The 13,540-nt window shown below is 49.7% G+C and carries 9 protein-coding genes; 8 read left to right on the forward strand and 1 reads right to left on the reverse strand.

What is annotated here, in order from left to right; translation table 11 throughout:
• Positions 1-81: 81 nt before the first annotated feature.
• The 8 genes from N3Z11_RS13055 to N3Z11_RS13090 all read left to right on the forward strand — a co-directional run bounded on the left by N3Z11_RS13055 (position 82) and on the right by N3Z11_RS13090 (position 10,399).
• A complete protein-coding gene (locus N3Z11_RS13055; protein WP_260657631.1) occupies positions 82-780 on the forward strand; it encodes an ABC transporter ATP-binding protein in 699 nt (232 codons plus the stop codon).
• 11 nt (positions 781-791) lie between these two features.
• Positions 792-2,090 carry an ABC transporter permease gene (locus N3Z11_RS13060; protein WP_260657632.1) on the forward strand — a complete coding sequence of 433 codons (1,299 nt, stop codon included), beginning with the start codon at positions 792-794 and terminating at the stop codon, positions 2,088-2,090.
• A gap of 5 nt (positions 2,091-2,095) precedes the next feature.
• On the forward strand, positions 2,096-3,289 hold the full coding sequence (locus N3Z11_RS13065; protein WP_260657633.1) for an FtsX-like permease family protein: 1,194 nt from the start codon (positions 2,096-2,098) through the stop codon (positions 3,287-3,289).
• A gap of 3 nt (positions 3,290-3,292) precedes the next feature.
• Positions 3,293-4,627 carry a sigma-54-dependent transcriptional regulator gene (locus N3Z11_RS13070; RefSeq protein WP_260657634.1) on the forward strand — a complete coding sequence of 445 codons (1,335 nt, stop codon included), beginning with the start codon at positions 3,293-3,295 and terminating at the stop codon, positions 4,625-4,627.
• The gene (locus N3Z11_RS13075) at positions 4,608-5,936 is read left to right on the forward strand and encodes a sensor histidine kinase (RefSeq protein WP_260657635.1); all 1,329 of its coding nucleotides are present in this window, start codon (positions 4,608-4,610) and stop codon (positions 5,934-5,936) included. Before N3Z11_RS13070 ends, N3Z11_RS13075 begins: the two co-directional genes overlap by 20 nt.
• A 147-nt stretch (positions 5,937-6,083) precedes the next feature.
• Positions 6,084-6,860, forward strand: a complete 777-nt coding sequence (locus tag N3Z11_RS13080; RefSeq protein WP_260657636.1) for a dienelactone hydrolase family protein — start codon at positions 6,084-6,086, stop codon at positions 6,858-6,860.
• A 109-nt stretch (positions 6,861-6,969) separates the two neighbouring features.
• Positions 6,970-8,919: an alpha/beta hydrolase family protein gene (locus N3Z11_RS13085; RefSeq protein ID WP_260657637.1), complete on the forward strand. Its 1,950-nt coding sequence runs from the start codon at positions 6,970-6,972 to the stop codon at positions 8,917-8,919.
• Between the two features lie 172 nt (positions 8,920-9,091).
• Positions 9,092-10,399: a hemolysin family protein gene (locus N3Z11_RS13090; RefSeq protein WP_260657638.1), complete on the forward strand. Its 1,308-nt coding sequence runs from the start codon at positions 9,092-9,094 to the stop codon at positions 10,397-10,399.
• A 92-nt stretch (positions 10,400-10,491) separates the two neighbouring features.
• Here N3Z11_RS13090 and N3Z11_RS13095 read toward each other — a convergent pair whose 3' ends face one another.
• The gene (locus N3Z11_RS13095; RefSeq protein ID WP_260657639.1) at positions 10,492-13,152 is read right to left on the reverse strand and encodes a M9 family metallopeptidase; all 2,661 of its coding nucleotides are present in this window, start codon (positions 13,150-13,152) and stop codon (positions 10,492-10,494) included.
• Positions 13,153-13,540: the final 388 nt, after the last annotated feature.

The raw sequence follows: 13,540 nt of genomic DNA on the forward strand, positions 1-13,540 counted from the left end.
TGCTTTGCCAAAGCGCTTTGCAACAGCGCAGTGCAGGGTGCAGAACCAAGGGCCATGCCCTGATTTAAAAGGAATACATCAATGATTCAACTGAAAAATTTAAGCAAAGTGTTTCGCACCGAGCTGATTGAAACCCACGCCCTGCGCCAGATTGAATTGCAGGTCAGTGAAGGGGAGTTTGTTGCTTTAACCGGGCCGTCCGGCTCGGGTAAATCGACATTGCTCAATGTGCTTGGCACTTTAGAGCATTTTGACGAAGGTGATTATTTGCTGGACGGTCAGTCGGTGCGGGGTTTATCAGACCGGCAGTTGTCTGCACTGAGAAATGAAAAAATTGGTTTTATTTTTCAAGGCTTTAACCTGATTAAAGACTACAGCCTGCTCGATAACATCGAACTGCCGCTGCGCTATCGCGGCATCAGTGCTAGCGATCGTAAACGCCGCGCTTTAGAGGCGCTGGAGCTGGTGGGGCTGGCAGCGCGCAAAGATTATCACCCAAGCCAGTTGTCCGGTGGTCAGCAGCAGCGGGTGGCCATTGCCCGTGCTATTGCCGGTCAGCCGCGGATTCTGCTGGCGGATGAACCCACAGGGAACCTGGATTCTTTGATGGCACGGCAGGTGATGGAGCTTTTGGAGCAAATTAACCGCCAGGGCTGCACCATTCTGATGGTAACGCACGACCCGGATCAGGCGCGCCGTGCCAGCCGTCAGGTGCAGATTGTCGATGGACAGCTCAGCGATGCCGCTATGTACGACCCACTTGCGGCGAAGCTGGCTTAAGGAGCGCCCAGATGGAACAGTTTTTTTATTATTTAAAAGTGAGCTGGGTCAGCATTAAAAGAGCGCCGCTGCCTTATGCGCTGACGGTGTTTATTTTAAGCCTGGGGCTTGGGGTGTTTTTTGCCAATGCCACTTTCTATTACCAGCTGAATTCGGATCCTTTGCCGCATAAAAGCGACAAGTTGTTTTTCCCGATGATGATGCTGGTGCCCTATGAGTGCGCCGACTGCAAACCACCTTCAGTGCTGAGTTATGCCAATGTGCAAAAACTAAAAAGCTCTGATATTCCAACGGCAGAAGCGGCCATGTACAGCTCAGACGGTTATTTACGGCTGGATAGCACAGCGCTGCCCACACCGGTGAAGGTGCGTCTGACGGAACCGGATTTTTTCCACATGCTGGAGGTGCCGCTTTTGCATGGCGCTATTTGGCCAGATAGCAAAAACCGGCAGGAAATTGTGCTGAGTAAAGCCATGGCCGAAAAAATGTTTGGCAGCACTGATGTCGTAGGTAAACAACTGCTGTTGGATGATCGCAGTTTTGCTGTGGTGGCGGTGCTGGATGACTGGCAAATGTTGCCGCGGCTTTATGACGCCAATAACGGTAATCATGTGAATGAGGTCGAAGATGTGTATATTCCGCTCGAAACAGGTTATGACCTGAATTATTTATCCAACACCCAGTCGCAAACTTTTGACGACGCCGATTATCGGAAACTTGCCAGCGACGGACGCAGCAAAGCTTTGCATCAGCTGCAATATTGGGTGCAGCTGGATACCGAAGCGCAGCAGCAGGCTTACCAGCAGTTTATGGCCAATCTGGCGGAGGATGAGAAAAAAGCCGGCCGGCACCCAAGCCCGGTCAATAACCAGCTGCCGGCGATGCGCAACATAGTGGCTTATTTTGGTGGCGAGTCCGGTGATATTAAAGCTTTTGCGCTGGTGACTTTATTGTTTTTGGTGGTGTGCTTGTTTAATGCCAGCCATTTGTCATTAAACCGTTATTTAAGCAACCAATACGAATTTAGTTTGCGCCGCGCGCTGGGCGCCAGTCGCTGGCAGCTGCAACAACAAATGCTGGCCGATGTACTGTTGATGACGGTTTTTGCCATCAGTGGCGCCTTGCTGATTGGTTTTGGTGGCACTGCGCTTATGAATTATCTTTGGCCGATCAATGCCTTATTTGCCCGCTGGGATTTAACGCTAATGTTGTTTTTATTGGCGCTGACCTTTGCTGCCAGTTATCTGGTGACTTTATACCCCGCACTGCGCGCTTCATTTGGTGCGCTGAACCAGCAATTAAAGGAATAATCGTTATGTCGCTTCATTTATTACTGCAATCATTATTAAGACGCAAAGTGGTGACTGGGCTGCTGCTGGTACAACTGGCGATGACACTGGCGCTGCTTTTAAACAGCATCGTGCTGGCCGGCCAAACCTGGCAAAAACTGCACGAAGATACCGGCCTGGATTTAACCAATAGCCTGACGGTGGAGCTTAAACCTACCACACCGGCGCTGCGCCAATATCCCGCACTTGCTGATTTACTGGAGCGGCAGATGGCGGCAGTACGTGCACTACCAGGTGTGGTTGCCGTTGCCTACAGCAATCAGCCACCATTGCAGCGTGGGGGAACCAACGGCAATTTGTATGACCCTGACAATCAGGAGCGCAGCAATATCAACAATGTGCCTGTGTATCAGGTGTCAAAAGACTTTTTTGACGTGCTGCAAATTAAAGTACTGGAAGGTGAGTTGCCACAGGCGCCGCTACTTAAAGACGGTGAAGATATCAGCCCTCTGGTGCTCACCCAAAGCCTGGCGCAAAAGTTATTTCCAAATGGTTCAGCTGTGGGTCGGCAAACCAATGCCGGTACTGTAGCAGCTGTGGTTGACGACTTTTATGGCCAGCGTAATGGCGTGAACAGTAACTATAATCGCATCCAGGTGGCGCCGCTGTATTCGGTGGACTGGGGTTATAACCTGCTGGTACGCACTGAGCCAGGTCAAGCCGATGCTGTCCAGGCGCAGCTGGCGAAGGTACTGCAGCAGGTCGACAGCAATATTGAAATTTTATATCTGCGCAGTTTTAACGAAGAGCACAACAGGTTGTATCGTAACGAGTTTGGCCTGGCAGTGCTGCTGGGGCTACTCAGTGTACTGATGTTGCTGGTAACTATGGTGTCCAGCTACAGCAATGCCCACTTTCATGCACTGAAACGGCAGCAGGAAATTGGCATTAAAAGAGCTTTGGGTGCCAGTAAAAATATGATTTTTATGGAGTTGTTCTGCGAGAACTGGCTCAATACTGTAGCAGGTGCCATGCTTGGCGCTGTGGCGGCGCTGGCGCTGAATCAGGGCTTGTCGGCTGTGGTCAGTATTCCGGCCATCAGCTGGTGGTTACCGCTGCTGGCAACGCTGGTGCTGCTGATTTGTGTTAGCGCGGCCACATGGTATCCTGCCCGTATTGCTACTTCGGTATCGCCGGCTACAGCTACTAAGACTTTATAAAATATGGCAAATATTCTGATTATTGATGACAACGACGCTGTATGTACCGCCTTAAAAACCCTGTTTATGTTGCAGGGTTATCAGGCGCACAGTGTGGCGTCTGAGCAGCAGGCGCTGGCTTATCTTGCCAATGCGCAGGTGGATTTAATTTTACAGGATATGAATTTTGCCAAAGGCGAAATGACAGGTAGCCAGGGCAAGGCGCTGTTTTATCAGCTGCGTGCGCTGCTGCCTGACACCGCCATTATTCTGATGACGGCCTGGACATCGATTGACATGGTGGTGGAGCTGGTTAAAGCCGGTGCCTGCGACTATATCGCCAAACCCTGGGATGATGAGCGGTTACTCACCACTGTGGCCAAAGCATTGCAGCTGAGTCAGTTGCAGCAGTCTCAGCAGCGGCTGGCGCAAAAGCAGCAGGCGCGCTTAAGTGCCTTTGCCGGCAAAGATTTATGTGGTTTGGTATTTGCCAGCAGCGCCATGGAGCAGCTGCTGCAGATGGCACTGCAACTGGCACCGTCCAATGCCGCTGTGCTTATCACCGGCGAAAACGGCACCGGCAAAGAGGGCATAGCCCAGGTGCTGCATGCCAATTCACCACGCAAACACAAAGCGCTGGTGAAAGTGAATATGGGCGCTTTGCCGGCAGATTTAATGGAAGCTGAGCTATTTGGTGCCGAGGCCGGCGCTTACAGCGGCCTGACGAAAACCCGCCTTGGCCGCTTTGAAGCAGCTGATGGCGGTACTATTTTCCTCGATGAAATTGGCAATCTGTCGTTATCAGGCCAGATGAAACTGCTGAGAGTATTACAAACCGGTGAGTTTGAACGCTTAGGTTCCAGTGTCACACGCAAAGTGGATGTGCGCGTTTTAAGCGCAACCAATGCAGATTTAACCAAGGCGATTAGCAGTGGTGCTTTTCGCCAGGATTTGTATTACCGGCTGAATGTAGTTGAGCTGCATCTGCAGGAACTAAAAAACCGGCGTGATGATATTCTGCCTTTGGCGCGGCTGTTTTTGCGTGGTGAAAAAACACTAAGTAAAGAGGCTGAACAGGCGCTGCTTGCATACAACTGGCCTGGCAATGTACGTGAGCTGCAAAATATCTGTCAGCGGGCGTTATTGTTAGCACCCGAAGCACAAATTCAGCCGGCCGATTTAGCTTTGCCACAGGAAGAGACGTCCGGTAAAAGGGCGCTGGATGATTTTGAGCAGCAGCAAATAGAGCAGGCGCTGCAAGATGCCGGTGGTGTCATTGCCAGAGCAGCCAAGCAGCTGGGGATCAGCCGCCAGGCTTTATACCGGCGCATGGAGTTTTATGGCATTGCCACGCCTTAGTTTGTCGCAAAAAATCGGCGGCAGTTTTGTGTTTTTTGCCGCTGCTTTATTGTTGCTGATCAGTTGGCTGGCGCCATCACCGCTGTTATTGGCGATGGTGGCCGTATTATTGCTGCTGTTTTTGCTGCTGCTGGTGCGAAGCCTGCAGAGCCTGGCGCTGGAGCTGTCGGCGCTCAATCTGTATGCCGGTAATTTGCAGGATCAGGCTTATCAGTGCAGCGCCAATAAAGCGGTGTTGTCTGAGCTGATGCCGTTGGCGCTCACTTTAGACAGCATGGCGGCTGAGCTTCGTCAGCAGCGTGCTGGTTTATACCAGCGTGAACTGCTGCTCGATACCGTATTACAAAGTAGTCCAAGCGCTATTTTATTGACAGACGAGCAGGGCAGAGTGCTGTTGAGTAACCCGGCAGCGCGGCAATTGCTCAGTCAGGGCCGGCGCTTTGAGGGGTTGTTATTAAATGAAGTACTGCAGCATTTACCGCAGCTGGCCAGTGCGTTGCCGGCGTTTTTGGCCAGCCAGCAACCGGGTTTAATTCATCTTGGCGAACCAGCGGCCATCTGGCATTTGTCGGCCAGTCAGTTTTTGCTGAATCAGCGCCGCCATCAGCTGTATATTTTTAAACCTATGACTCAGGAAATTCAGCGCGAGGAGCTCAGCGCCTGGAAAAAATTACTGCGGGTGATTGGTCATGAGCTCAATAACAGCCTGGCGCCTTTGTCGTCTTTGGCTTATTCGGCGCAGCAACTGGCGGCACAGCCTGAACTCAAACAAATTTTGCAAACCATCAGCGAACGTTGCCATCACCTGAACCAATTTTTACAAGCTTATATTCAGTTTGCCAAATTGCCGCCGCCAAGTCTGGCTGAAGTGAACTGGCCCAGGCTGATTAATCAGTTACATGATCATTATGAGTTTGAGCTGGTGGGGGAGTTGCCGACCGGTTGCTGGTGGCTGGATCAGTCCCAGCTGATGCAGCTTTTGTTAAACCTGCTGAAAAATGCCCACGAAGCAGGTGCCGATGCGATAAAAATTGAACTGGAATTCAGTGAGCAGCCACAATTTCTGCAGATATCGTTGAAGGATAATGGCGGTGGCATCAGCCCTGCGTTACTGGAACATGCGTTATTGCCATTTTTTACCACCAAGCAGCAGGGCTCGGGTATTGGCCTGACTTTATGCCGCGACATTGTCGAAGCCCATGGTGGCCAGCTGCTGCTGAAAAATGTCGACGAGGGGTTATTGGTGCAAATCCGCTTGCCACAAAAAATGGCAGCGCCTGCGCCTGCGCCTGGGCCTGCAGCTCAGTGACAGCAGCTTAAACACAAACAAAAGCCAGCAACAAAAGCGAGTCACAAATGCGAGCCACAAAAGCCAGCGACAAATCCGACTGGCTGTTTTATTTCGCTTTTTGCTAAGATAAGGTCATTTCCAGCCATATAGCCATCCGGTGCACTGATGCAAGTTCAGCAAACACAACAGATTTTACCCACAGCCACAGGACCTATGTTGTGCCGGTTGTTCCAACCGTCGCAGCCTTTTTTATCTGAGCAAAAACCGCCGCATGACGAAGAAGCCGCTGTTCAAAGCTACCCGGCTATTTTGTTTTATTCGGAAATTTTCCAGATCACAGGCCCTATTACCCGTGCTGCTACGCTGCTCGCTGGCCTTGGTTTTCTGGTGCTGGTGCCGGAAATTTTTCATGAGCTCAATCCTCAGGGCACAGTGCTGCCTTATGACGAGGCTGGCAAAAACAAAGGCAATCAGGATAAATGGCAAAAACCTTTGCCGGCGCATGACAGCGACGTGGTGGCCATGCTGGATTATTTGCGCAGCTTGCGCACTTTTAACGGCAAGGTGATGAGTTATGGCGTGTGTATTGGCGGTCATCTGGCGTTTCGGGCGGCGCTCAATCCAGCCATCAGCGCGGCCTGCTGTTTATATGCCACCGACTTACATTCCGACACTTTGCCCGCTTTGGTGGGCGACCAGACTTTAGAGCGCGCCGGTGAAATTAAAGCTGAGCTGATGCTGATTTGGGGCAAACAAGACCCGCATATTCCCGCCGAAGGCCGGGCCAAAATTTATCAGACGCTGAGCGCAAAACAGGTTCATTTCAGCTGGTTTGAAGTGAACGCAGCGCATGCCTTTATGCGCGATGAAGGTGAAAGATACGACCCGGCACTGGCACTTTGGGTCTATCAACAAGCGAGAGATTTGTTTTTACGGCAATAATGCGAAGAAATGCAGCTTTTTAGCAGCATTAGGATAAATGCTGTTGTTTTTTATGCTTTTTTTGTTACTTTGATGCCTTCCACTATGGACTCAGAGACAAGGAAAGCGAATGAAATATACCCTCAGTTTTGTTTTATGTTGCCTGTTATTGCCTGCGGCACAATTAAAAGCCCAAACCGATCTGCCGGCTTTATTTGCCAAACAAGCTACTTTTGATGATTTTAAAATATCACCTGATGGTCAACATCTGGCGGCAGTTGTTTACAGTGAGGGTAAAAGGTCGCTGATATTTTTTGATGCCAAAACGATGAAAGCTGTCGGTAGTGCCAAAGCCGGCAATATGCAGGAAGTGGGTGATTACCGCTGGGTGTCGGATGAGCGTGTGGTGATTAAGTTGGTGGAATCCTCACCCTGGTTGAAAAATCCACAATATTTTGGTGAGTTGCTTGCAGTAAATTATGACGGTTCAAAAGCGATGTTGTTGTTTGGTTACCGGGCCGGTGAGCAGAGTTTAGGCTCCAATATCAAAAAGAAACAAAGCATGCAGGCCTGGGCTGAGTTTGTAAACACCAGGGCCAATGACAAAAACCGTATTGTGATCAGCGCTACGCCTATGAGTAGCGGTGGCGACAGGCTTGCCAGCATTATGCAGCTGGATGTGTATAACGGTAAAACCAAAGGGGTGGGCAAAGCGCCGGTGTCTTATGCCAGGATAGTGACTGATCCATCCGGGCGCCCCAGAGTTGCAGTGGGCACAAATGCGCAGAATCAACGTGAAGTTTATATCAAGGCACAAGACAGTAGTGACTGGCATCAGTTGCCGCAACGGGCTTTTGGCTCGCATTTTTATCCGATAGCGGTAACGGCCGACAATCAGGGGTTGTATGTTGCTGACAACTATCAGCAGGATTTGATTGGTATTTTTGAATACCGCTTTGCCGACGGCAGTTATACCGAAGTATTTACCGACAAAAAGGTTGATGTATCCGGTGTGACCACCACCACGGATGGTCATGCTGTGTATGGGATGCAACTGTATGATGGTCGTCCATCTTTTGCACTTTTAACCGAAGATCATCAGGAAGCACGGGTATTTAAAGATTTATTGCAGAGTTTCCCCGGCGAAAATCTGAAAATCACCAGTAAAACCGATGACGACAAAAAATGGGTGTTGGTGGCAAGTTCTGATGTGACAGCTCCCAGATTCTATTTATACGACCATGAAAAGGGTACTGTCGCCAAACTTGCCGATACAAAACCCGAGTTAAATCAACTGAAACTGGCCAGTACTGAACCTGTGAAGTTCTCTTCTTTTGATGGCCTGGAAGTGCATGGTTATCTGACAAAAAGCCCGGTGGCATCTGCCGAAAAACCAACAGTAGTGCTGGTACATGGTGGGCCTCATGACGTGCGGGACTATTGGGGGTTTGACCCAGAGGTGCAGTTGCTGGCCATGTCCGGTTATAACGTGTTGCAGGTTAATTTCCGTGGTTCTGGTGGATATGGCGCCACCTTTCAGCAAAAAGGTTACCGGCAGTGGGGGGATGCCATTCAGCGGGACATTATTGCCGGTACTGAATGGGCCATAGCTCAAGGTCATGCTAAAGCCGGCAATATTTGTATTATGGGTACCTCTTTTGGCGGTTATTCCACGGTACAGGCTGCTACTTTGGCACCTGATTTATATCGGTGTGGTGTTGCTGTAGCCGGCGTTTACGATTTGAGCCTGCTGGCGCAAAAGGGTGATTTGCCGGAGCTTAGTTTTGGTGATGCTTATTTACATGATGTGATTGGCACAGACGAAGCGCAGTTAAAGGCTTTTTCACCTCTGTATCAGGTGAATAAACTCAAAGCCAGTTTATTGATTGCTCATGGCAAAAAAGACAAAAGAGCCCCTGTGGAACATGCAGAGCGTTTGAAAAATGCGTTGGATAAAGCGGGTAAAAGTTACCAGTGGCTGGAGTTTAACGACGAAGCTCATGGTTTTTATGCACCGCAAAACCAGGAGATTTATTTTCGCGCTGTACAAAAATTTCTTGCTGAGCACTTAAAAAGCTAAAACTTCCATCCGCGCCCGTTTTGCTCTGGCAGGCGGGCGCCGCGACATCTTTTGCTAAGCAGCTGAAATAAAACAGCTAACCGCCTATACTGTTCAGCGTTGTCATATTTATTTCAACTAATGGGCGCAGAATGCAACAAGGCAAGCTGGCTCCAGCCTGGTGAGTAGATCCATGTCTTTGTTTGAACATTTGTTTATCATTTTATTGTTGATTAGTGTCAGTGCGTTTTTTTCCATGTCGGAAATAGCGCTGGCGGCGGCGCGCAAATTACGGTTGCGCCAGCTGCTGTCTGAAGGTGAACCCCGCGCCAAGCTGGTGCTGGATTTGCAGGAACATCCGGGCAACTTTTTTACCATTATTCAGATTGGCCTCAATGCCGTGGCTATTCTGGGCGGTATTTTAGGTGAAGCCGCATTTACTCCGACTTTTGTTGAGTTGTTGCAGCTGGTGTACCAGGGCCCGGCGCTGCAGTCTTTAGGTTTTGGTTTATCGGTGTTTTTTGTCACGGCGCTGTTTATTTTATTTGCCGATTTAATGCCCAAACGGCTGGCGATGTTAGCGCCTGAGCAGGTGGCTATTACAGTGGTGCGGCCGATTTTATGGCTGTTGGTGATTTTAAAACCGCTGGTGCTGCTGTTTAACGGTGTGGCCAATGGTGTGTTTAAACTTTTTAATGTGCCAATCGCACGCAAAGATCAAATCACGCCTGAAGATATTATTTCGATGATGGACGAAGGGGCTGAAGCCGGCGTGCTGCGCCAGCAGGAGCATACTTTGCTGGAAAACGTCTTTGATATGGACCAGCGCACTGTCACCTCGGCCATGACACCACGCGAGAGCCTGATTTATTTTTTATTAAAAGAATCGACCGACAGCATCAAAGCCAAAATTGCTGAACATCCGCATGCCAAGTTTATTGTTTGTGATGAAGCGCTCGACAGAGTGGTGGGTTATGTCGACACCCGCGATATTCTGATGCAGGTGCTGCATGAACAGTCTATTTCGTTAACCCGCGAAGGGGTGCTGCGTACCCCGCTGATCATTCCCGATACTTTGTCTTTGTATGAAGTGCTGGCGCATTTTAAATCCAGCGGGGTGGATTTTGCGGTGATTTTAAACGAATACGCACTGGTCGTTGGCATGATCACCCTGAACGATGTGATGAGCATTGTGATGGGCGAGCTGGTGAATTCTGAAGAAGAGCAGATTGTAAAACGCGATGACGAGTCCTGGCTGGTGGAAGGTTTAACACCGCTGGATGATGTGATGCGGGTGCTGGCTATTGATCACTTCCCGGATCAGGAAAATTACGAAACCATTGCCGGTTTTATGATGTACATGCTGCGCAAAATTCCAAAACGGACCGACTTTGTGCTGCATCAGGGTTATAAGTTTGAAGTGGTGGATATCGACAGTTATAAAATTGACCAGCTGCTGGTCACCCGGGTGAAAACGCCTGCTGATACGCCCTCTGTTTAACTGAAGCTTGCTGTTATTGCTTAGCAAAAATAAAGGCCGGTCTTGCACCGGCCTTTGTGTTTATTCACTTTGTGGTGAATTGATCTTCATTGTTATTGTGCTGTTACCACCAACGTGGTTTGGCCGCGGCTTGGATTGCCTTTGACCGCAATATAACTCCAACCGACCGGCAGCGGGTTGGTGACGATCTGCTCTGTGCTGTCGGCATTAATTGAGCTTTGTTGATAACTGTCGCTGGTTGGCCAGTTGCTGGTGCTGAAATATAAATCAGCATTACCTTCCACCGGACCATACAGGTTCAGCTTTAATCTGGCATTGGCTGTGGCATTGTAATAATAGAAGTAAGTGTAATTACTGCTGCCCGCCACCACACAATACATCTGGCCGGCCTGCAGCGCGATGTAATCCACCGGCGATTGGGTGGCACAGGCGTCCGGCTGTGGTGGCCGTGCCGTCAGGGTGGCTGTCACACTGACATTGTTAAAGCTGGTATAACCAAAACTCGACACATACCAGCGGCCGGCGGCCGGATTGTTGATGGTGCAGCTTTCAGCATTGCCGCCAATATATGGCCGGCACTGATAACTTTGTAAGGTAGGTTGTGCTGCATGTTGCAGATATAAATCGGCATCACCGCTGCCGCCAGCTTGCACCACTTCCAGTTTGGCCTGATTGGCCGGTACTTCAATATAATGATGCAACCAGCTGTCTTTGACTCCGGCTAAACCGGTTTTGGCCACGCCACTTTGTAAAGCCGCATTGTCACCGCCGGTCTGGCCTATGGTCACCTGCGGTATGGTGTCGTTACTCTGCACTGTGTTCAGCCAGTTGTACCACTGCGTGTCCAGGCTGGTGCCAATTGCATTGACTGCTGCTAAATAGGCGTCGTAGTCACCGCTGCGAAAATGCGTAAGAAGATTGGTGACTGTTGCACCCTGGGTTTCAAACATAAAACGTACTGCCAGATAACCCCAGCGATACACTCTGTCCTGACCGCTGCTGTAGGTGTTGGCCAGAATTTCACTGAGGGCAAACTGGCGGCTGCGCGCCAGATTGATGGCGGCGTCATTGCGGTTTTTCTTTGACACATATTCGGCCAGACCTTCAGTCCACCATACAGTTTTATGAGTGTCGACTTTAGAGGCCGCAAAATCACCTTTGAGGTTAAAACGGCCGTCGAGGTAGTGCACCATTTCGTGCGTCAGGTTCCAGATATGGAATTCTGGCCTGAGCCATTCGGCTTCATAAGCAATAAACCTGGCCTGATTACCCTGTTGTGCCGGATTGCCTTCGAGATACATACCGCCGTTATTGGTGTCGATGCCAAAAAATAAACCGGCGTACTGTCCATAGTCTGAGCTGGAATCAAACACCACCATTTCCAGATTGCTGTTCAGATCATCAGGTACAGGGCGGTTTTGGGTGCGCAGGAAAGTGTGGAAGTAACTTTCCTGGGCATTTAATGCGGTACAGGAATCGTTAAATTCTGTGCTGGTCATATCCTGAGCGCGGAATTTAAGCGAGCTGCTGCATGAGTGTTGTTTACTCAACACTTGTTGTTCCAGCTGAGCCTGGAAACCACAGATATTGTATTCGGCACACTTGCCGTAATAATCCACGGAAGAAGCAACCCGCAGCCAGACGGCAGAGCCTGTGCCATTCATGCTGTATTGGCTCAAAATGGCGCCGACATGGGTTTTTACGTCAGCGGCAATAGCGGCGTTTGGATATTGTAAAAAACGCGCCAGTTCGGCAGCGGCGTTTTCCTGCAAAAATGACGCATCAGTGCCAATCATCCAGCTTTGGCGGGCAAAATTACCCAAACGGTTAATCAGCACTGTGTCGTTAACCACTGCCTGAGCAAAATCAGCATTTTGGTGGCCGCGGAATAAAATGACAAAAATCTGGTTCACCGCACCGCGCATATACCATTCGCTGGCATAACTGCTGTTCCAACGCTGCAGCCATTCTTTTACCACCGGCAGATAACGCAGATTTTCTCCGGCGCTGTCCATCAGCGTCAGCGCGTCCTGAATATTCATGCCGTTCACTGCCGAGTTTTGATAAAACACCGGGTTATTTACCAGATTATCCAGCGACGCACGAATGGCGGTGGTGACACTTTGTGGATAAGCCGGAATTTTGTTGCTGTGGTAATACTGCACAAAATAACCGGCACGCAGGAAATAATACAGTTTACCGATACTGACTTCAGTGCCGCTGGCGTTGTAACTGCTGGCAAGGCTCGCAGTGGCATTGGCAACAAAAGCCATATTTGTGGCGCTAAAAGCACTGATGGAATTAGGCTCACCATTAAATAAACCATTAATACAATGGTTGGGATTATTCAGAATATGGTCAACCAAAGCTTGACCGGTTTTGCTGCCATAACCGGATAACGCAGTGGCGCAAACATCAGCGCTTTGTGCTTCGTCGGCCGCCAGTTGTTGCGCTTTACTGTGTGCGCGGAAATAACTGTCTTCGTCGGTGATTTTTTCTGACAAATGCTCAGGTAAGGCTTCGACAGGGGCGTTGATCACAGTGCGATCCTGAGCATGTTTAGGCACCCACTGGCTTTGTTGTGACATTTGTGTTGGTTGCGACTGTGGCTGCGCCGGTGCCGGTTGCAGCTCCGGGAGCTGGGCTGAATGAGCTAAAAGTGCCGGGCTACATAATGCCAGACTGATGGCGGCGGCGAGCAGCGCCGGTTTGGTGCTGTTTTGCCAGGCGCTTTGGGTTACTGTTGTGTTCATACGAAGTTCCTGCTGAGTCTATGGTTATTATTTATATATTTGCCATAAGGCTGTCACATATTAGTAATACAGGATACTGTATACAATATAATCAATAAGTATATTTAAGCATAAGCATTGAATTTTTTTTATGCTTTTGAAACTAACCAAATTGGGGACGTTGCCGGAGCAAGCCGAAAAACAAGGCAGCAACAACAGCGCAGTAACGAGGCAGCAGGGCAATAATGCAGCAATAATGCGGTGTTCAGGCTATTGGCAATACAGATAAAAAATTTGGATGGAAAAAGAGCGCGCCAACATATTTCAACACCAGCCTGGCAAAGGCTGCCAAATAAAACCAGCGCGACAAAACCAGTGGTAAAAATGAAGCAGCAAAACCGGCGACATC

It is taken from the genome of Rheinheimera sp. 4Y26, assembly GCF_025245835.1.
Classification (GTDB): Bacteria; Pseudomonadota; Gammaproteobacteria; order Enterobacterales; family Alteromonadaceae; genus Pararheinheimera.

Excerpts from the sequence above, each read along its gene's own strand:
- N3Z11_RS13055 (WP_260657631.1), top strand. The coding sequence starts at position 82 with ATGATTCAACTGAAAAATTTAAGCAAAGTGTTTCGCACCGAGCTGATT.
- N3Z11_RS13060 (WP_260657632.1), top strand. The coding sequence starts at position 792 with ATGGAACAGTTTTTTTATTATTTAAAAGTGAGCTGGGTCAGCATTAAA.
- N3Z11_RS13065 (WP_260657633.1), top strand. The coding sequence starts at position 2,096 with ATGTCGCTTCATTTATTACTGCAATCATTATTAAGACGCAAAGTGGTG.
- N3Z11_RS13070 (WP_260657634.1), top strand. The coding sequence starts at position 3,293 with ATGGCAAATATTCTGATTATTGATGACAACGACGCTGTATGTACCGCC.
- N3Z11_RS13075 (WP_260657635.1), top strand. The coding sequence starts at position 4,608 with ATGGCATTGCCACGCCTTAGTTTGTCGCAAAAAATCGGCGGCAGTTTT.
- N3Z11_RS13080 (WP_260657636.1), top strand. The coding sequence starts at position 6,084 with ATGCAAGTTCAGCAAACACAACAGATTTTACCCACAGCCACAGGACCT.
- N3Z11_RS13085 (WP_260657637.1), top strand. The coding sequence starts at position 6,970 with ATGAAATATACCCTCAGTTTTGTTTTATGTTGCCTGTTATTGCCTGCG.
- N3Z11_RS13090 (WP_260657638.1), top strand. The coding sequence starts at position 9,092 with ATGTCTTTGTTTGAACATTTGTTTATCATTTTATTGTTGATTAGTGTC.
- N3Z11_RS13095 (WP_260657639.1), bottom strand. The coding sequence starts at position 13,152 with ATGAACACAACAGTAACCCAAAGCGCCTGGCAAAACAGCACCAAACCG.